Source organism: Streptomyces sp. enrichment culture (genome assembly GCF_964272855.1).
Lineage (GTDB): Bacteria > Actinomycetota > Actinomycetes > Streptomycetales > Streptomycetaceae > Streptomyces.
This window is the reverse complement of record NZ_OZ186847.1, coordinates 3,867,989-3,886,760: the sequence shown is the minus strand read 5'-3', so window position 1 is coordinate 3,886,760 and position 18,772 is coordinate 3,867,989. Positions and strand designations below refer to the sequence as shown.

The following is an 18,772-nucleotide window of genomic DNA, read 5'->3' as shown; positions in this document are numbered from 1 at the left end:
TTGGCGCGAAGTCGCCCTCCGGCCACCGGGGTGACACCGGGAGACGGCCGGAACGGTAGCGGATCCCGCCGGGAACCGGCAGTGAGCGGGTGGCGGGAAACCGTCGTGATGAGGGCGGAAATGCGCCAGAGTGTGATGCGGTTCGGACTGCTGGGGCCGCCCGTTCTCTACCAGCCGTGTGCGGCCCAGGGCCCCCAGGGCCCCCAGGGCCCCCAGGGCACCTTCGTACGCACCATTCGCAGTCCCAAAGCGCGCGCCCTGCTCGCCGTGCTGCTGCTGGAGGCCGGCCGGGTCGTGCCGGTCGGCTCCCTCAAGGACGCCCTGTGGGGCGGCGCGCCGCCCGCCTCCGCGCACGCCTCCCTGCACAACCACGTCACCCGGCTGCGCCGCCTGCTCGACGACCCCGACCGGCTGCGCGCCGTGCCGCCCGGCTATCTGCTGCGGGTCGAGCCGGACGAACTGGACGTCCATGTCTTCGAGCGCCATGCCGCCGCCGCGCGCACCGCGCACGCCGCGCACGACTGGGAGCGGGTCGTGCGCGAGGCCGGGGCCGCGCTCGCGCTGTGGCGGGGCACGCCGCTGTGCGGCCTCCCGCCCGAGCTGGGCGGCTACGCCTTCGTCCAGCGCCTCGAGGAGGCCCGGCTGCTCCTGCTGGAGTGGCGCTACGACGCCGAGCTGGCCGTCGGCGGGGACCGGCTCGGCGAACTGGTGCCGGAGCTCGCGGAACTGGCCGCCGAGCACCCGCTGCGCGAGGCCTACCAGCGTCAGCTGATGCTCGCCCTGCACCGCACCGACCGCCGCGCCGAGGCCCTGGCCGTCCACCGCGACCTGCGCGCCCGGCTGCTGGAGGAGCTGGGCGTGGAGCCCGGCCCGGCGGTGCGGGAGGCGCACCTGGAGGTGCTGCGCGCGCTGCCGCGCACCGAGCCCGCGGCCGAGCCGGCCCCCTCGGACACCGCGGCGGAGACCGACGCGGAGGCGGCTTTGTCCGCTCCCCGCCCCGCGCAGCTCCCGCCGCCACCGCCGCACTTCACCGGCCGTACCGCCGCCCGCGACGAGCTGTGCCGGGCGCTGCTGGAACCCGGTGCCGTGGCCGTGGTCAGCGGGATGGCGGGTGTGGGCAAGAGCGCCCTCGCCCTGCACGCGGCCCACACTCTGGCGGAACGTTTCCCCGACGGTCAGCTCTACATCAACCTGCACGGCGCCACCCCCGGCATGACCCCCCTCACCGCCGCCCAGGCCCTCGCCGCCCTGCTGCGGGACCTCGGCGCCGAGCCCCGCCACATCCCCGAACCCCCGGACGCCGCCGCCGCGTTGCTGCGCTCCCTGCTCGCCCCCACCCGCACCCTCCTGGTCCTCGACGACGCCGCCCACGCCGCCCAGATCCGGCCACTGCTGCCGGGCGGCCCCGGCTGCGCGGTCATCGTCACCAGCCGCTCCCCGCTCACCGCCCTCGACGGCGCCCGCCGCTTCCCGCTCGCCCCGCTCACCGGCGAGGACAGCGCGGCGCTGCTGCGCGCGGTCTCCGGCCGGGACGGCCTCGACGCCGCCCACCCGCTCGTCGACCTCACCGGCCGCCTCCCGCTCGCCCTGCGCGTCGTCGCCGCCCGGCTCGCCGCCCGCACGGCCCTCACCCCGGACGTCCTCGCCGACCAGCTGGCCGCCACCGGGAGCCGACTGCACCACCTGGAGTACGACGACCTCAGCGTGCGCAGCTCCCTCGCCGTCGCCCACGACGCGCTCGCCGCGTCCTCCCGCGAGGCCGACCGCGACGCCGCCCACGCCCTGCGCCGCATCGGCGCGCTCGACCTCCCCGCCTACGGCGCCCCCCTCCTCGCCCGCCTCACCGGCATCGACGAACGCCGCGCGGAAGCCGCGCTGGACCGCCTGGTCGACGTGGCACTGCTGGAGGAGACGGCGTACGGCCGGTACGAGCCGCACGACCTGGTACGGGACTTCGCGAGGGAACTGGCGGAGAAGCAGACGGGCACGGGCGCGTGGGGAACGGACGCGGGCGGGGAGTACGAAGGGGCGCACAGCGGGGAGTCCGGCGCGGAGCCGGGCGAGGCGGCGCCGGTGAGTGAAGGGGAGGCCGACGCCGAGTCGCGGGCACTCCCTCGGACGGGTGCGGGCGCGGGCGGCACCCCGTCGGCGCCGGGCCGTGCCGACGAACCCCGCACCGAGGCGAGCGGTGCCGTGGAGACCGCCCTGCACTGGTACGCGGCGGTGGCCGAACGCGCCCTCACCGCCATCGTCGAACCCGGCCTGGACCAGGACGACCGCCGCCGCCCGACCGCCGCCCAGCCCCCCGAGCACGCCGCCCACGTCGCCGCCACCGCCCCCTTCCGCTCCGCGAAGGCGGCCTTCGCCTGGGGCGACCTGGAACTGCCGAACATCGTCACCCTCGTCGAGCGGCACGCGGGCGACCCCGCCCACGACCACCGCACCGCCGCCTATGTCTCCACCCTCATCCGCCTCCTCTTCCCGTACGTCCAGCGCAGCGGCCGCGTCGCCGAGATGGAGGTGCTGGGCGGCGCCGCGCTCGACGCCGCCCGCCGCCTCGGCGACCCCGCCGCGGAGGCGTACGCCCTCGGCGACCTCGCCGGACTGCACTTCCTCACCGGCCGCCAGGGCGACGCCCTCGCCCTCAACGACCGCGCCCTGGAGATCTGGCGGCGCCTCGGCGTCGTCTCCTGGATCCGCCGCTGCCTGAACAACCGCGGCCTGCTCCTCGAAGGCCTCGGCCGGTACGCCGAGTCCGAGGCCGCCCTGCGCCAGAGCCTCACCTACTCCCGGCAGCTGAGGGACCCGCACGGCGAGGCCGTCACCTACAGCCACCTCGGCAACCTCTACGAGCACACCGACCCGCGCGCCGCCATCGAACAGCACCGGCGCTCACTGTCGATCGGCGTCTCGATCGGCGCGGTCATCGTGCAGCACTCCGCGCACTGCAACATCGGCTACGCCCACCTCAGCCTCGGCGAACCGGCCGCCGCCGCCCGGCACTTCGAGGAGAGCCTGCGCATCCTCGGCTGCCGCGGCGACTGGCACGGCGAGTCCCAGACCCGGCTCGGCCTGGTGCGCGCCCTGCGTCAGCTCGGTCTCACGGACCGCGCCGCGAGCGAGTGCGCGGAACTGATGCGCCGCGCGGACGCCCGCGCCGACCACTACACCGGCGGTCTCGCCCGCCACCAGAACGGTCTGCTGCTGCACGCCCGGGGTCTGCACCAGCGGGCGTACGACGAGTGGCGCACCGCTCTCGCCGCGCTGGACGGCACGGACGACAGCGCGGTGACGGCGGAACTGCGGGCGCTGCTGGCCGGCGCCGACGCCCGCCGCTGACGGCCCGGCCGGTCACTTGGCGTCGGCATAGCACTTCACCACCGCGGTGGTGAACGGGAACCGCACCGGCGTCTCCCCGAACGTCAGCCGCCCCGCCAGCTCCGCCGCCTCCCGGATCGCCGCGACGACCGTCTCCGCCTCCTCCTCGGGGCAGTGCACGATCACCTCGTCGTGCTGGAAGAAGACCAGCTCGGCCGCCAGGCCGGCGCAGGCCCTGCGCAGCGCGGCGAGCAGCAGCAGGGCCCAGTCGGCGGCGCTGCCCTGGACCACGAAGTTGCGGGCGAACCGGCCGCGGGCGCGGGCGTCGGTCGAGGCGTGGCCCGGCACCCACTGCCGGTCGTCGCCGTCCTCGTCCGGCGCCGGGATGCCGGCCTCCTCCGCCGCGTCGTCGCCCGTACGGGTCGCCGGCGGGCAGGTCCGGCCGAGCCACGTGCGCACCAGCCGCCCCTCCTCACCGGCGCGGGCGGCGTCGTCGACGTAGGCCACGGCCCTGGGGAAGCGGCGGCGGAGCGCGGCGAGGTTCTTCAGGCCGTCCCCGGAGGTCTGTCCGTAGACAGCGCCGAGCACCGCGAGCTTGGCCTGGGCGCGGTCGCCGGAGAAGGCGCGGTCGGAGACCGACTGGTAGAGGTCGCTCTCACGGCCCGCGACCTCCATCAGCCCGGGGTCGCGGGAGATCGCGGCGAGCACGCGCGGTTCCATCTGGTCGGCGTCGGCGACGACCAGCCGCCAGCCGGGGTCGGCGACGACGGCCCGGCGGATCACCTTGGGGATCTGCAGGCCGCCCCCGCCGTTGGTGACCCAGCGCCCGGTGACCGTGCCACCCGCGAGGAACTCGGGCCGGAACCGCCCGTCGCGCACCCAGTCCTGGAGCCAGGACCAGCCGTGGGCGACCCAGATCCGGTACAGCTTCTTGTACTCCAGCAGCGGTTTCACGGCCGGGTGGTCGACGGACTCGAGCTCCCACCGGCGGGTGGACCTGACCTTGATCCCGGCCTGCGCGAACGCCTTGACGACGTCGGCGGGCAGATCGGGCCGCACTCGCCGCCCGAACGCGGCGGACACCTCGTCGGCCAGCTCGGCGAGGCGCCGGGGCTCGCCGCCGCCCGCGTACCGCTCGCCGAGCAGGTCGTGCAGCACCGCGCGGTGGACGTCCGTGCTCCACGGCAGTCCCGCGCGGTTCATCTCGGCGGCCACCAGCATGCCCGCCGACTCGGCGGCCGTCAGCAGCCGCATCCGGTCCGGGTGGGCCGTACGGTCGTGCCGCCGCTGCTGCTCGGCGTAGACGGCGAGCAGGTCGGCCAGGGGCAGCGGGCGGTCCTGCGGTTCGAAGAGCGGGGACTGCGCGCCGGGTTCCGCCGCGCGCTGCGGCGGATCCGGCGGGACGGGCCCGCCGCGCAGCCGGGCCAGGGCGGCGGCGGCCGAACGCGGCTCGCCGTACCGCCCCTCGTGGCCCAGGAGGAGGGTTTCGGCGTCCTCGATGTCGTAGCACCGCTCCACTCGCACCCCCGTGGCGAGCAGACGCGGATAGACCTCGTGGGTGGACCGCCACACCCAGCGCGTCACCTCGGGCCGCTCCCGCACGGCCCGCGCCAGGTCCGCCTCCCGCAGCACCGGCCCGGAGGGCAGCCCGTCCGGGCCGAGGGGGGCGAGCTCCACGCCGCCCTCGGCCGGTGCGAGCGCCCACCGGTCGGTCATGCATGCGAGTGTGGCACCCGGGTCTGACAACGGCCCTGTGTCAGGCCTCCGCGCCGCCCTCGCCGTCTTCCGCGCCGGCGTCCTTGTTGGTCTCCCCGGTCGTCTCCTTGTTCGTCTCCTTGTTCGTCTCCAGGAACCGGGCGAGCAGCTCGGTGACGTACTGCTCGGCCTTCTCCTTGGTGATGCCGAGGCCGGAGAGCGGGCCCTCGCCGTTCTCGAACTCGAGCAGGGCGAGCAGCAGGTGCTCGGTGCCGATGTAGTTGTGGCCCAGGCGCAGCGCCTCGCGGAAGGTCAGCTCCAGCGCCTTCTTGGCGTCGGGGCCGTAGGGCACGAGGTCGGGGACCTCGTCCGCGGCGGGCGGCAGCGCTGCCGTCGCGGCCTGGCGCACCTCGTCCAGGGTGACGCCCTGCGCGGTGATCGCGTGGGCGGCCAGGCCCTCCGGCTCGGCGAGCAGCCCGAGGATCAGGTGCTCCGGCCGGCCCTCGGCGTTGCGGGCGGCGATGGCCTCGTTGTGGGCGGCCACGACGACGTTCCGCGCGCGCGGGGTGTAGCGGCTGAAGCCCTGGCTGGGGTCCAGGTCCGCCGACTCCTTCGGCACGAACCGCTTCTGTGCCGCCTGCCGGGTGACACCCATGCTCTTGCCGATGTCCGTCCAGGACGCGCCGGAACGCCGGGCCTGGTCCACGAAGTGGCCGATCAGGTGGTCCGCGATGTCGCCGAGGTGCTCCGCGGCGATGACCGCGTCCTGGAGCTGGTCCAGGGGCTGGTCGTGGACCGTCTTGATGGCCTCGATGAGGTCGTCGAGGCGTACGGATGACGTGATCTTGGAGTTCGTCGTCATGTGTCAACCGTAGGTTGCGCTCCTCAGACTGTCAACCTTCGGTTGACAGTCTGACGGCGAGTGCCGTGAACACCGTCCCGCTGAAGACGTTCAGCCCGCGCGCCACCCGCCGGCTGCGCCGCAGCAGCGCCGAGAGCTTCCCGGACAGCAGCCCGATCGTGCCGTCCACCGCGAAGCCCATGACCACGATCGTCACCCCGAGCACCATGAACTGCCCCGGCACATGGCCCAGGTCCGGGTCCACGAACTGCGGCAGGAACGCCACGTTGAACAGGATCACCTTCGGATTGAGCAGATTGGTGATCGCGCCCTGCCAGAAAGCCCGCCGCAGCCCCGCCCCGGCCCCCGGCGAGTCCTCCTCGCCGGGCACCGAACGGTCCCGGAACGCCTTCACCGCGAGATACAGCAGATACGCCGCCCCCGCCCAGCGGAGCACGTGATACAGCGTCGGCAGCGTCGTGAACAGCGCCGACAGACCCAGTGCCGCGGCCACCGCGTGCACGAGCATCGCGCAGGCCACCCCGAACGCGGCCATCACCCCCGCCGCGGGCCCGCCTCTACCGCCCACGGCGACGATGAACATCATGTCGGGTCCCGGAGTGACACAGAGCGCGAAGGCGGCGACCAGGAACGCCGCGTACAGATGCATGTCCACCATGGGGCCATGCTCGAAACAGCCCTCCCGCGCGGGCGACCGAATTCCGGGGAGTGAGACGGAACGAGGTACCCACGCGCGCGTGGGGGTCCCGACCCGCGCGTGACACCATCGGCGGGTGAGTACGCCCAGCACCGTCGACCGCGCCTTCGAAGCCGCCCTCTACGCCGCCGACGACACCGGCCTCGACACCGGCGCGTCCCTGCTCGCCGCCGACCCGGCCGCCGACGCGGAACTCGGCCGGCGCGGCCGGGAGTTCGTCGCCGCCGCCTGGCGGCGCGGCTGGCAGCCCGCCGACGTCGTACGGATCGCGCGCCGGGAACTGGACGACGTCCACGTGCACCTCGTGGCGGAGCTGATCCGCGCGCAGGCCCCCGACGACCGCCCGCGCGGCCGCCGCTGGGCCGCCCAGCTCGACGGCCTGCCCGCCGGAGAGCCGCCCCGCGCGGACCGCTTCTCGCGCGCGACCGCCCTCCTGGAGCTGTACCGGCTCCTGCTGCGGCTGCCGGCCCTCGAACCCCTCGACGAGCACGAGCCGGTACGCCGGGACGCGCCCGCCGAGTCCCGCATGCTCAGCCGGATCCGCGCGCTGCTCGCCAAGGCGGAGGCGACCGGCTACCCGGAGGAGGCGGAGGCGCTGAGCGCCAAGGCGCAGGAGCTGATGGCCCGGCACAGCATCGACGAGGCGCTGCTCGCCGCCCGCTCCCCGGCTGCCGCCACCGACGCGCCCGGCGCCTGCCGGATCGGTGTGGAGGCGCCGTACGAGCAGGCCAAGGCGGTCCTGCTGGACGCGGTGGCCACCGCGAACCACTGCCGGGCGGTGTGGAACGAACCCCTCGGCTTCTCCACGGTCGTCGGCTTCGACGCGGACCTGGAGGTCGTCGAACTGCTCTACACCTCACTGCTCGTGCAGGCCACGACGGCGATGACGAAGGCGGAGGCGGCGCAGCGCAAGGGCGGCCGCAAGCGCACGAAAACGTTCCGGCAGTCCTTCCTGGCCGCCTACGCCCACCGCATCGGCACCCGCCTCGCGGCCGCCGCCGAGACGCAGGTGACCGACGATCTGCTCCCCGTCCTCGCCTCCCGCGACGTCGCGGTCACCGACCGCGCGGAGCGCATGTTCCCGGAGACCACCACGACCCGGCTGCGCGGCGTCAGCGACGCGGCGGGCTGGAGCGAGGGCGCCCGCGCGGCGGACCGGGCGCAGGTGAGGCACCGCCGCCGCCTCGGCTGACGCCGCCGGCGTCAGTCCCCGACGGGCTGCTGGAACGGGCCGACCGAGGCCTCCGCCTCCGCCTCGCCCTTCAGCGCGACCTCGCCGTACGACCACGGGAGGTCGTGCGTCACCGTGTCGTCCGGCAGGCCGACCTTCACCGTCCGCACCGCCAGGGACCGCTCCCCGCCGGCTTCTCCGCGCGTGTACGTGAGCGTGAACAGCGCGGTGCCGCCCTCCGCGAGGGTCAGCTTCCGCGCCGACGCGGCGTCGTCCGGCCGCACGGCGACGGAGGTGTCCCCGGCCGCCAACTCGACCGCGGGGAAGCCGTCCAGCGTGCACGGGGCGCCCGCCCGGTTGGTGAGCGTCACGGTCACATTGCCGGTGTCCCCGGCGGCCGGCGCCGCGTCCACCGGTCCGTACTCGACACCGATGTCCGCACCGGCGCAGACACCGCCGCCGCCCGTCTCCTGTCCCCGGCTCTCCTCCGCTTCCCCGCCGCACCCGGACAGCACGAGCGCGGCGGCGAGCGCGCCGACGACGGCGCCGGTGGTGGCGGTGAACGACTTGGCGCGCATGAGCGGACTCCCTGGGACGGTGACGGTGCCGGAGAGATCATCACCCACGGCGGTGCGCTCGCCGTGCGGCCACCCCACCGACAACCCGCCCTTTATGTCCCGTACGCTGACGGAATGAGCTGGTTCCGGGCGCTGAGACAGACCGCGCGCTCGGGGCTCGTCGTGCAACGCAAGCCGTTGGAGCCGCTGATCGCGCTGCGCGGCGCGGTCGGGCTGGCGATCACCATCGGGGTGAGTCTGTGGGCGCTCGGCCCGGAGGCGGCGGCCAGCTCGGCGTTCGGGGCGCTGCAGGCGGCGATCGCCACCTTCCAGCGCAGCTGGCGGCCACGCCCGGAGCTGGCGCTGGCCTCCGGCACCAGCCTCGCCGTCTCCACCTTCCTCGGCTACCTGACCATCCCGCACCTGGCCCTGTTCCTCGCCCTGCTCGCCGTCTGGACCTTCGCCGCCGGCCTGAGCTGGGCCGCGGGCCCCACGACCGGCCTGATCGCCTCCTCCAACGTGGCGATGATGCTGGTGACGGTCACCCTGCCGACCTCCGTCGCCCAGGCGGCCGCGCACGCCGTGATGATGATCGCCGGCGGAGCCGTGCAGGCGGCGCTCATCGTCCTGTTCCCGATACGCCGCTGGGGCCCGCACCGCGACGCGCTCGCCGACGCCCTGGCCGCCGAGGCCGACTACGCCCGCCGCCTGCGCCACGACCCGGTCGCCCCCTTCGACCCGCTCCCGCTGATGGAGGCCCGCGACGCCGCCGCCGTCACCCCGCGCCAGGCCCGCCGCCGCCCCGCCGAACTGCACGGCACCCGCGGCCTCGCCGAGCGGATCCGCCCGGTCCTCGCCTCCCTGGCCGACCCGGCGCTCGGCGTCCCGCCGGAGGGCCGCGCCCGCGACCGGGTCCGCGAACTCCTCGCCGCCGCGGCCACCGTCCTCGACGCCGCCGCCCACGCCGTCCGCCACGGCACGCCCGTCACCCTCCCCGCTCCCGCCACGGCCGCCCTGCGCACCCCCGACACCGGCTCGATCCTCACCGGCCCGCCGCAGCGCGCGGCCACCCGGCTGGCCCGCCTGCTGGCGGACGTGGTGGAGACGGCGGAAGCGGAGCCCCGAAGGGGCGGACGCGCGAGTCCCGCACCCGAACCGGCCCCCCATCTGCCGCGCCCCACCCTCCCGCGCCTCGTCCCCGTCGTACTGCGGTCGATGCGCGACGAACTGCGGCTGCGCCACGACTCGCCGATCACCCGGCACGCCGTCCGGGTCACCGCGGTCGCCACCACCGGCTACCTCCTCGGCACCGCCCTCCCCCTGGGCCACGGCTACTGGGCGCCCCTCACCGCGGTCATGGTCATGCGCCCGGACTTCTCCCAGACGTACAGCCGCGCGGTGGCCCGCCTGGCCGGCACGGTCCTCGGCGTGGCCGTCGCCACCGCCATCGTGCAGCTCACCCACCCCGGTGTCTGGCTGTCCGCCGCGCTCGCCGTGGTCAGCGCCGCCCTGCTGTACCTCGTGATGCGCATGGGCCAGTTCGCCGCGCAGGCCTGCATCGGGGCGTACGTCGTCTTCCTGCTCGGCATGGCGGGCGAGCAGTGGACCCGGACCGGGCCCGAACGCGTCCTGCTCACCCTGCTGGGCGGACTGCTGGCGATGCTCTCGTACGCCGTCTACCCGGCGTGGGAGACACCGCGCCTGCGCACCCGTCTCGCCGAGTGGCTGGCCGCCCAGGGCGGGTACGCCGCCGCGGTCCTGCGCCACCACGCGGACCCCGCGAACACCTCCGCCGACGACATCCGGGAGGCCCTGCTCACCGCCCGCGCGGCCCGTGCCGCCTGGCACGCGGCGGTCGCCCGCGCGGAGAGCGAACCCGTACGCCATCGTGGTCTGTCCCGGGCCACGGCGGACGACGCCGAGGAGGCGCTGACCCAGATGGGCCGCGTGGCGATGCTCCTGGAGGCCCACCTCCCGGACCACGCGGCCCCGCCGCTCCCACCCGCCGCCCGTCTCGCCGACGCCTTGCGCAAGGCCACGGCCCACGGCGCGAAGGCGGTGCGCGACCGCCGCGTCCCCGACTGGGACACCGTACGGGCGACCCTCGAAGACCCGTCCTGGACGAACCCGCCGCCCAAACCGGAGCGGCCCGCTGTCCCGGACCCGACCCCGACGGACCCCGCGGGCGAAGCCCTCTACGTCCGTCAGGCGGCCCACCTGATGCTGGCCTGTCTGACAGAGCTGTCCGACGCCCTGGACGGCAACCGGAAAGCAGTCGGCTGACCGGCCCCGCCAACCGCCGGCAGGCGCTACGGCGTCGTGGGCAACCCCGACGGCAGCTTGCCGCCCTCCGCCTTCGTGTACGTCTCGGCGCCCACCGTGCCCTCCCAGGTCACCTCCAGCCTGGTCGCCGTGGCGGAGTCGACCGTCCCGGTGCCCCGCTCCTCGTCCCCGCCGCCGCAGCGCAGCCGGATCGTCGGCTCTCCGGACGCCTCGCCGACCTGCCCGCTGCACACCGCGCCCCTGCTGGCGAACAGCCCGGCGTCGTCACCGGTGATCACGAGGGCCACGGCCTGTCCGCCGGTGGTGGCGAGCCAGCTGCCCTGCAGCTCCGCGCGTCCGGCGCCGGACGGCCTCGCGCTCTCGGGGGCGGAGGCGGACGGCGAGGCGGGGTCGGACGCCGAGGAGGTGGGCGTGACCGCCTCCTCGGTGCCGCCGTCGTCACTGCACGCGCTCAGCAGCAGCACGCCGCCCAGCCCCGCGGCCGCGGCCATGGCCGAGATCCGTGTCCGCCCGCGCGCCCCGCGCGCGTACGTCGCCGAAGTCACTGCGAGCCCCCAGGGATCAGGTCGGACGGTACGACCGCAGCAAGCTACCAGGAAGTAGGTACTACCAGGAGGACTTCCGGACCCCCGGCAGGTACCCCGCGTGCGCCTGCTCCCGCAGCGACACCCGCGACAGTCCGAACGCCCGGAGGTAGCCGCGCGGGCGCCCGTCCACCTGGTCCCGGTTGCGCACGCGCGTGGCGCTCGCGTCTCGTGGCTGCGCGCGCAACTCGGCCTGCGAGGCACGCCGTTCCGCGTCGGTGGTGGATGGCCGGCGGATGATCTCCTTCAGTTCGGCGCGCCGCGCGGCGTACCGCGCGACGGTCTCCTGCCGTTTCGCGTTCTTCGCGATCTTGCTCTTCTTCGCCATCAGACCCGCACCCCCCGCGCGCGGATCCGGGCCACGGCGGCCTCGATCCCGATCGTGTCGACGGTCTTGATCCCCTTGGTGCTCAGCCGCAGCCGGACGTATCGGTTCTCGCTCGGCAGCCAGTACCGCTTGGACTGGACGTTGGGGTCGAAGCGGCGCGGGGTGCGCCGGTGGGAGTGCGAGACGCGGTTGCCGAAGCCGGGCCGGGTGCCGGTCAGCATGCAGTGGGCGGACACGGGGTGACGCACCTCTCCTCGATCGAGTTCGTAATGGAATTCATTTTCAGTAACATAGCAGCATGGCACGCAACGAACTCCGCCCGGTCATCAAGCTCCGGTCCACCGCCGGCACCGGCTACACCTACGTCACCCGCAAGAACCGCCGTAACGACCCGGACCGTATGACCCTGCGCAAGTACGACCCGGTCGCCGGCCGGCACGTCGACTTCCGAGAGGAGCGCTGAGCAGCCGTGCGCCAGGGAATCCACCCCGACTACGGCCCCGTCGTCTTCCGCGACCGCGCCGCCGACTACGCCTTCCTGACCCGCTCGACCATGACGAGCGACAGGACGATCGAGTGGGAGGACGGCAACACCTACCCGGTCGTCGACGTCGAGATCTCCCACGTCAGCCACCCCTTCTACACGGGCACGGCCCGCGTCCTGGACACCGCCGGCCGCGTCGAGCGCTTCGAGCGCCGGTACGGGAAGCGGAGCTGACACCGTGTCCGACCTCTCCGTCGTGATCGTCGGCGGGCTGCACTCCGACGCCCGCAAGGCGGCCGTCGCACGGCTGCTCGCCGACGTCCCCGGCAGCGTCGCCCTCCACCACGACCTGACGACGGCCGCGGCCGGCACCGTCGTCCGCACCGTCCGGGACGCCGACGGCATCCGGGACGCCGGTGAGGCCCCGCTGGTCAACGACTGCGCGTGCTGTGCCCTGCGCGAGGACCTGGTGCCCGAGCTGCGGCGCCTCGCCGACGCCGGGGACACCCGGCTCGCGGTCGTCGAGCTGTGGGACTCCGTCGAACCGAAGGCCATGGCCGAGGTCGTCACCGCAGGCGGCCTCACCGTCACCGGCGTACTCACCGCCGTCGACCCGGCGCTGCTGCTGCCGTACCTCGGCAACGGCGACGACCTCGCCGAGGCCGGGCTCGCCGCGGCCGCCACCGACCAGCGGACCGTCGCCGACACCTTCGCCCGCCAGCTGGAGTACGCCCCCGTCCTCGCCGTCGCCGACTCCGAGGAGGCCGACGACGAGGACCGCGAGCTGCTGGCGCAGCTGCACCCGACCGCCCGCCGGATCGCGATCGGCCACGGCGATCTGGCGGGCGCCGCACTCGCCGGTTTCGACGTCGAGGCGGCCGCCGCCGCCCAGCACCCGGCGTGCGCGCTGCTGCCCGCCGAGGCCGACGCGCACGGCGTGACCACCTTCGTCTGGCATCGGCGCCGCCCGTTCCACCCGGAGCGGCTCTACCAGGCGCTGGAGGACCTGACCTGCGCCGCCGCCCGCAGCCGGGGCCGGTTCTGGCTCGCCGACAGGCCGGACACCCTGCTGCACTGGGACGCGGCGGGCGGCGCGCTGTGCGTGGAGAGCGCCGGCCCGTGGCTCGCCTCGCTGCCCGACGCGGCCTGGGAGATGCTGCCGCCGATACGCCGCGCCGCCGCCGCGCTCGACTGGCACCCCGAGCACGGCGACTGCTGCCAGCACCTGGTCTTCACCTCGCCCGGCCTCGACCGCGACAACCTGCGGCGGCTGCTGGAGTCCTGTCTGCTGACCGACGCCGAGTACGCCGCCGGGCGGGACGCCTGGAAGCGGCTGCCGCCCGCCTTCGACACCCTCCTGGAGGTCTGAACCCGCATGCCCCGCAAGCCCGACCGCAAGCCCGCCAAGAACCGGCCGAATCCCCTGGACGAGGCGGGGGTGACGTACGTCGACTACAAGGACACCGATCTGCTGCGGAAGTTCGTCTCCGACCGCGGCAAGATCCGCAGCCGCCGCGTCACCCGGGTCGGTTCGCAGCAGCAGCGGCAGCTGGCCCGCGCGATCAAGAACGCCCGCGAGATGGCCCTGCTGCCGTACGCCGGTCGCTGACGCCCCGCCGGCCCCGCGCGACGAGCCCCGCCTCACCGGAGGCGGGGCTCGTCGGCGTTCGTGTCAAATCTCTTGGGAAATAAGGAAGTTCGCGGAAGTTCAATGGAACACAAAGCTGTTGGCGAGCGTCTGTTCCTAGTACCGGCACCACTCCGGTAAAGCGGGGGCAAAGTTGTAGTCACGGGAACACCCCGCGTGCACGTGCATCTGCTCATGCAACTGCAGATGAAGAAGGTTATGATCCGGCACAGTTGACCACTGCACCTATGGCCAGACAGCCAGTGCACCACCGGGGAGCGACCTGTGGACCACGACGTGTACAACGGCATGGCCGCCACCGAGCTGCGCGGTGTGGCCTGGCAGAAGAGTCGGCACAGCAACTCGCAGGGCTCGTGTGTGGAGTTCGCCCGGTTGCCGGGCGGACGGGTGGCCGTACGGAATTCCAACTTCCCAGACGGGCCCGCGCTCGTGTACACCCGGGCGGAGATCGAGGCCATGCTGCTCGGGGTGAAGGACGGCGAGTTCGATCACCTGGTGGCGGGCTGAGGACCGGGTCTGCCGGAATTTCCGGAAACGGGCCCCGCTTTTAGCCATGACGCGCGTAGAACCGCGGCACGCGCGCGTGCCGCGGTTCGTCACTCGGCGGGCTGCAGCCGGAACAGCGCCCAGACCACCTTGCCGCTGAGCGTGCCGGCCAGCGGGTGCCAGCCCCAGCTGTCGCAGAAGGAGTCCACGAGGAACAGCCCGCGGCCGGACTCCGCCGAGAAGTCGTCCGCCTCACGGGCTACCGGGCTGTCGTTGCTCGGGTCGCGCACCGCGCACACCAGCCGGTCGGTCCAGCGCATCAGGTGCAGCCGTACCTGCGGGTCCTGGTCCGATGCCCGCGCGGTGTCCGGCAGGGCGTGCCGCAGGGCGTTGGTGACGAGTTCCGAGACGACCAGACAGACGTCGTCGAACCGTTCGCCGAGACCCCACTGGTCGAGGGTGCCGCGGGTGAACCGGCGTGCGTCACCCACCGCTTCGTAGCGGGCGGGGAGGGCGCAGGAGGCGGCGCTGGAGACGGCCGCGGGATCGAGCGGGGGAAGGCCCTGCCGTAACGGCTCGAGCATGGTCGATCCATTCGTTGCCATGCGGGGCACTCCCGGAATTCGCGGTCGTTGCGATGCAGCGGTGGCGCGGGACCATGGTTTCGGATGCGCAGAGCAGATGCAAGGGCAGATGCACGTGCACGTGACCGAAATCGACCCTCCCGTACCGCTTCTTGGCCAATTTTTCCGCCATCTTCTCGTCGTCCGCCGGTCGCCTCCCGGTCGTCCGGCTGCGCGCGCCTGCCCGGAATCTTTGGCTTCTTTCCGTCTGTGTAATCGGACGAGTACAGCTCGGAGTGATTTAGTGGCAGACTGCGGGCCCTAAGACGGTTGGGGAGGCTGGCGAACGTGAGCGCGGGAGAGCCCGGATCGGTGGTGCGGCGCATGCTGCTCGGCTCGCAACTCAGGCGGCTGCGCGAGGCGCGTGGCATCACCCGCGAGGCGGCGGGCTACCACATCCGCGCGTCCGAGTCGAAGATCAGCCGGATGGAGCTGGGCCGGGTGAGCTTCAAGACGAGGGACGTCGAGGACCTGCTGACGCTGTACGGCATCACGGACGAGACCGAGCGCAACTCGCTCGTCTCGCTCGCCCGCGAGGCCAACGTCGCCGGCTGGTGGCACAGCTACTCCGACGTGCTGCCCAGCTGGTTCCCGACCTACGTCGGCCTGGAGGGCGCCGCGTCGCTGATCCGCGTCTACGAGGTGCAGTTCGTGCACGGCCTGCTGCAGACCGAGGAGTACGCCCGCGCGGTGGTGCGGCGCGGCATGAAGGGCGCGAGCGAGGCCGACGTCGAACGCCGCGTGGCGCTGCGCCTGGAGCGGCAGAAGCACCTCGTCGCGGAGAACGCCCCCGACTTCCACATCGTCCTGGACGAGGCCGCCCTGCGCCGCCCCTACGGCGACCGCGAGGTGATGCGCGGCCAGCTCCAGCACCTCATCGAGATCTCCGAGCGGCCCAACGTCCGGCTGCAGATCATGCCGTTCGGCTTCGGCGGGCACTCCGGCGAGAGCGGCGCCTTCACCATCCTCAGCTTCCCCGAGTCCGACCTCTCGGACGTGGTCTACCTCGAGCAGCTGACCAGCGCCCTCTACCTGGACAAGCACGAGGACGTCGCCCAGTACGAGGGCGCCCTGAAGGAGCTGCAGCGCGACAGCCCGGGACCGGCGGAGAGCCGCGATCTCCTCAGGGGTCTCCTCCAACTCTCCTGACTCCAGGGCCAAGTTGGCAAACCGGCCAGTAGGATGACGGGCGATCAGACACATCTGTCCGTCTGCTTCTGCGGCAGGGATTGAGGGATCACATGTCGTCCTACTTCACCGACCTGGCTCAGCAGTACATCGACGGCGAGTGGCGTCCGGGCACCGGCTCCTGGGACATCATCGACTTCAATCCGTACGACGGCGAGAAGCTGGCCTCGATCACCATAGCCACGGCCGACGAGATAGATCAGGCCTACCGCGCCGCCGCCCGCGTCCAGCCGGAGTGGGACCGCGCGGGCGCCTTCGCCCGCCGCGCGGTGCTGGAGAAGACGCTGCGCCTGGTCGAGGAGCGCGAGGCGGAGATCGCCGAGGCGATCGTCGCCGAACTGGGCGGCACCCGAGTGAAGGCCGCCTTCGAACTGCACCTGGCCAAGGAGTTCCTGCGCGAGGCGGCCGCCCTGGCGACGCGCCGTGAGGACCGGCTGATCCCCTCGCCCGACCCCGGCAAGGAGAACCGCCTCTACCGCGTCCCGGTCGGCGTCGTCGGCGTCATCAGCCCCTTCAACTTCCCCTTCCTGCTGTCCCTGAAGTCCGTCGCGCCCGCCCTGGCCCTCGGCAACGCCGTCGTCCTCAAGCCGCACCAGGACACCCCGGTCCTCGGCGGCACCCTCGTCGCGAAGCTCTTCGAGGACGCGGGCCTGCCGGCCGGTGTGCTGAACGTGGTCGTCACCGACATCGCCGAGATAGGCGACGCCTTCATCGAGCACCCGGTGCCGAAGGTCATCTCCTTCACCGGCTCCGACAAGGTGGGCCGCCATGTCGCCACGGTCTGCGCCGGGCAGTTCAAGCAGGCGATCCTCGAACTCGGCGGCAACAGCGCGCTGGTGGTCCTCGACGACGCCGACGTCGACTACGCCGTCGACGCGGCCGTCTTCTCCCGCTACGTCCACCAGGGCCAGGTCTGCATGGCCGCCAACCGCGTCCTCGTGGACCGCTCGATCGCCGGCGAGTTCACCGAGAAGTTCGTCGCCAAGGTGAAGTCCCTGAAGGCGGGCGATCCGCGCGACCCGGAGACCGTCATCGGCCCGGTCATCAACGCCTCCCAGGCCGAGTCCGTCTCCGGCGCCGTCGAGCAGGCGGTCGCGGACGGCGCCACGGCGCTGCTGCGCGGCGCCGTCCGGGACAACCTCGTCGAGCCGTCCGTCCTCACCGACGTGCCCGCCGGCTCCCCGCTGCTGCACCAGGAGATCTTCGGCCCGGTCGCCTTCCTCATCCCCTTCGACGGCGAGGAGGAGGCCGTACGCCTGGTCAACGACACCCCGTACGGCCTCAGCGGCGCGGTCCACACCGGCGACGTCGAACGCGGCGTCCGCTTCGCCCGGCGCGTCGACACCGGCATGTTCCACGTCAACGACGGCACCGTCCACGACGAGCCCCTCGTCCCCTTCGGCGGCGAGAAGCACTCGGGCGTCGGCCGTCTGAACGGGGAGTCGACCCTGGACGCCTTCACGACCCTGAAGTGGATCTCGGTGCAGCACGGCCGGAGCGGGTTCCCCTTCTGAGGGATTTCCGGGCCGCCCCGCCTTTAGGACAGCAATTGACCGCGATCCCTCCTACCGTCATCGGTGTCAGGCGAAAGCCCCCCGATGAAAGGCGGTCGACATGGTCACCCACGTGCGCGCGGAGGCCCCCGGCGACGAGCGCGGCGCGCTGCTCTCCTTCCTGGCGGAGCAGCGCGGCGGCATCCGGCGGGCGGTGCTGGGACTCACGGACGAGCAGGCGTCGAGCACGCCCAGCGTCAGCGAGCTGAGCCTCGCCGGGCTGGTGAAGCATGTCGCCGAGGTGGAGCAGAGCTGGGTCGCGCGGGCCAAGGGCGAGCCGCCGGCGGTCAAGCGGGACGAGACCAACTGGCAGGAGACCTTCCGCCTCGTCGGCGACGAGAGCGTCGCCTCGCAGCTGGCGTACTGGGAGCGGGTCGCCGCCGAGACGGAGGCGTTCGTCCGCGCGGTGCCCAGCCTGGACGACACCTTCGAGCTCCCCGACGAGCCGTGGTTCCCGGAGAGGACCGTCTCGATGCGCTGGCTGTGCCTCCATCTCATCCGGGAGACCGCCCGCCACGCGGGCCACGCGGACATCATCCGCGAGTCGCTGGATGGCAGGACGGCCTTCGAGCTGGTCGCCCTCGCCGGAAACGGGAGCGGCGACACGCCCTAATCTGGACCGCATGTCAGCGATCCGACTCCTGGTGCTGGGCGCCGTCCGCCAGCACGGACGGGCTCACGGCTACCAGGTGCGCAACGACCTGGAGTACTGGGGCGCGCACGAGTGGTCCAACGCCAAGCCCGGCTCGATCTACCACGCGCTGAAGCAGATGGCGAAGCAAGGGCTGTTGCACGCGCACGAGATCGCCCCCTCCACCGCGGGCGGCCCGCCCCGCACCGAGTACGAGATCACCGACCTCGGTGTGGAGGAGTACCTCGGCATGGTCCGCGAGGCGCTCACCAACTACGACCAGAAGATGGACATCAAGTCCGCGGCCATCGGCTTCATGGTCGACCTGCCGCGCGCCGAGGCGGTGGCCCTGCTGAAGGAGCGCATCCGCCGCATCGAGGAATGGCGCGGCGCCGTCACCGAGCACTACGTGCCCGAGAACGGCCCCGGCCAGCTGGGCCACATCGGCGAGATCATGAACCTGTGGCTCCACACGGCCGACGCTGAGGCCGACTGGACGCGTGGGCTGATCGAGCGGATCGAGGGCGGGGCCTACACCTTCGACGGAGAGGGCGCCTCCTTCGTCGGCGTCCTCGCCGACGGGCAGGACAACCCGTACGCGACGGGGGAGCGGCACCCCGAGGACGCCGGCTGACGGCTGGAAAGGATGGACTAATCAAGTTTG

Annotated in this window: 20 protein-coding genes; 12 read left to right on the top strand and 8 right to left on the bottom strand. The window is 73.4% G+C overall.

All coding sequences use genetic code 11. From position 1 onward, the window contains the following. Positions 1–120 precede the first annotated feature (120 nt). Positions 121–3,339 (top strand): BTAD domain-containing putative transcriptional regulator, encoded by a 3,219-nt coding sequence (locus ACSU6L_RS16720; protein WP_437057641.1) that lies wholly within the window; start codon positions 121–123, stop codon positions 3,337–3,339. A 12-nt stretch (positions 3,340–3,351) separates the two neighbouring features. Here the strand turns inward: ACSU6L_RS16720 and ACSU6L_RS16715 are convergent, their stop codons facing one another. Genes ACSU6L_RS16715 through ACSU6L_RS16705 form a run of 3 tightly spaced genes read right to left on the bottom strand, consistent with a single transcriptional unit; the run spans position 3,352 to position 6,533 of the window. After that, positions 3,352–5,034, bottom strand: a complete 1,683-nt coding sequence (locus ACSU6L_RS16715; RefSeq protein WP_437057639.1) for a bifunctional 3'-5' exonuclease/DNA polymerase — start codon at positions 5,032–5,034, stop codon at positions 3,352–3,354. Between the two features lie 40 nt (positions 5,035–5,074). Next, positions 5,075–5,875, bottom strand: a complete 801-nt coding sequence (locus ACSU6L_RS16710) for a Clp protease N-terminal domain-containing protein (protein WP_437057637.1) — start codon at positions 5,873–5,875, stop codon at positions 5,075–5,077. A gap of 31 nt (positions 5,876–5,906) precedes the next feature. Continuing rightward, complete coding sequence (locus tag ACSU6L_RS16705; RefSeq protein WP_437057635.1) at positions 5,907–6,533, bottom strand: LysE family translocator; 627 nt, start codon at positions 6,531–6,533, stop codon at positions 5,907–5,909. A gap of 115 nt (positions 6,534–6,648) precedes the next feature. Between ACSU6L_RS16705 and ACSU6L_RS16700 the strand changes: the two genes are divergently transcribed. After that, a complete protein-coding gene (locus ACSU6L_RS16700; RefSeq protein WP_437057633.1) occupies positions 6,649–7,764 on the top strand; it encodes a DUF2786 domain-containing protein in 1,116 nt (371 codons plus the stop codon). 11 nt (positions 7,765–7,775) lie between these two features. Here the strand turns inward: ACSU6L_RS16700 and ACSU6L_RS16695 are convergent, their stop codons facing one another. Then, the gene (locus tag ACSU6L_RS16695; RefSeq protein WP_437057631.1) at positions 7,776–8,321 is read right to left on the bottom strand and encodes a DUF4232 domain-containing protein; all 546 of its coding nucleotides are present in this window, start codon (positions 8,319–8,321) and stop codon (positions 7,776–7,778) included. A 114-nt stretch (positions 8,322–8,435) separates the two neighbouring features. On the opposite strand from ACSU6L_RS16695, the gene ACSU6L_RS16690 reads away from it, so the two are divergent. Beyond that, on the top strand, positions 8,436–10,583 hold the full coding sequence (locus ACSU6L_RS16690) for an FUSC family protein (RefSeq protein WP_437057629.1): 2,148 nt from the start codon (positions 8,436–8,438) through the stop codon (positions 10,581–10,583). A gap of 26 nt (positions 10,584–10,609) precedes the next feature. Here ACSU6L_RS16690 and ACSU6L_RS16685 read toward each other — a convergent pair whose 3' ends face one another. The 3 genes from ACSU6L_RS16685 to rpmB form a co-directional block, all read right to left on the bottom strand. Further along, entirely contained in the window at positions 10,610–11,074 is a 465-nt protein-coding gene (locus ACSU6L_RS16685; protein ID WP_437057627.1) for a hypothetical protein, read from the bottom strand. 115 nt (positions 11,075–11,189) lie between these two features. After that, complete coding sequence (gene rpsN, locus ACSU6L_RS16680; protein WP_437057625.1) at positions 11,190–11,495, bottom strand: 30S ribosomal protein S14; 306 nt, start codon at positions 11,493–11,495, stop codon at positions 11,190–11,192. Next, positions 11,495–11,731, bottom strand: a complete 237-nt coding sequence (rpmB, locus tag ACSU6L_RS16675; RefSeq protein WP_073943282.1) for a 50S ribosomal protein L28 — start codon at positions 11,729–11,731, stop codon at positions 11,495–11,497. Before rpmB ends, rpsN begins: the two co-directional genes overlap by 1 nt. A gap of 62 nt (positions 11,732–11,793) precedes the next feature. Between rpmB and rpmG the strand changes: the two genes are divergently transcribed. From rpmG to ACSU6L_RS16650, 5 genes are all read left to right on the top strand, one after another. Further along, positions 11,794–11,958 carry a 50S ribosomal protein L33 gene (gene rpmG, locus ACSU6L_RS16670; protein ID WP_030573688.1) on the top strand — a complete coding sequence of 55 codons (165 nt, stop codon included), beginning with the start codon at positions 11,794–11,796 and terminating at the stop codon, positions 11,956–11,958. A gap of 6 nt (positions 11,959–11,964) precedes the next feature. Then, positions 11,965–12,213 carry a type B 50S ribosomal protein L31 gene (locus tag ACSU6L_RS16665; protein ID WP_437057623.1) on the top strand — a complete coding sequence of 83 codons (249 nt, stop codon included), beginning with the start codon at positions 11,965–11,967 and terminating at the stop codon, positions 12,211–12,213. 4 nt (positions 12,214–12,217) lie between these two features. Further along, a complete protein-coding gene (locus ACSU6L_RS16660; protein WP_437057621.1) occupies positions 12,218–13,348 on the top strand; it encodes a CobW family GTP-binding protein in 1,131 nt (376 codons plus the stop codon). 6 nt (positions 13,349–13,354) lie between these two features. Further along, positions 13,355–13,588, top strand: coding sequence for a 30S ribosomal protein S18 (gene rpsR / locus ACSU6L_RS16655; protein ID WP_073943285.1), 234 nt, complete (start codon positions 13,355–13,357; stop codon positions 13,586–13,588). 327 nt (positions 13,589–13,915) lie between these two features. Then, positions 13,916–14,134, top strand: a complete 219-nt coding sequence (locus ACSU6L_RS16650; RefSeq protein ID WP_073943372.1) for a DUF397 domain-containing protein — start codon at positions 13,916–13,918, stop codon at positions 14,132–14,134. Positions 14,135–14,223: 89 nt separating this feature from the next. Here the strand turns inward: ACSU6L_RS16650 and ACSU6L_RS16645 are convergent, their stop codons facing one another. Beyond that, entirely contained in the window at positions 14,224–14,697 is a 474-nt protein-coding gene (locus ACSU6L_RS16645; RefSeq protein ID WP_437057618.1) for an ATP-binding protein, read from the bottom strand. 363 nt (positions 14,698–15,060) lie between these two features. On the opposite strand from ACSU6L_RS16645, the gene ACSU6L_RS16640 reads away from it, so the two are divergent. The 4 genes from ACSU6L_RS16640 (at position 15,061) to ACSU6L_RS16625 (ending at position 18,742) form a co-directional block, all read left to right on the top strand. After that, a complete protein-coding gene (locus ACSU6L_RS16640; RefSeq protein ID WP_437064926.1) occupies positions 15,061–15,885 on the top strand; it encodes a helix-turn-helix domain-containing protein in 825 nt (274 codons plus the stop codon). Between the two features lie 92 nt (positions 15,886–15,977). Then, the gene (locus ACSU6L_RS16635) at positions 15,978–17,438 is read left to right on the top strand and encodes an aldehyde dehydrogenase family protein (RefSeq protein WP_437057616.1); all 1,461 of its coding nucleotides are present in this window, start codon (positions 15,978–15,980) and stop codon (positions 17,436–17,438) included. A 100-nt stretch (positions 17,439–17,538) separates the two neighbouring features. Then, on the top strand, positions 17,539–18,090 hold the full coding sequence (locus tag ACSU6L_RS16630) for a DinB family protein (protein ID WP_437057614.1): 552 nt from the start codon (positions 17,539–17,541) through the stop codon (positions 18,088–18,090). Between the two features lie 10 nt (positions 18,091–18,100). Continuing rightward, positions 18,101–18,742, top strand: coding sequence for a PadR family transcriptional regulator (locus tag ACSU6L_RS16625; RefSeq protein ID WP_437057612.1), 642 nt, complete (start codon positions 18,101–18,103; stop codon positions 18,740–18,742). Positions 18,743–18,772 lie beyond the last annotated feature (30 nt).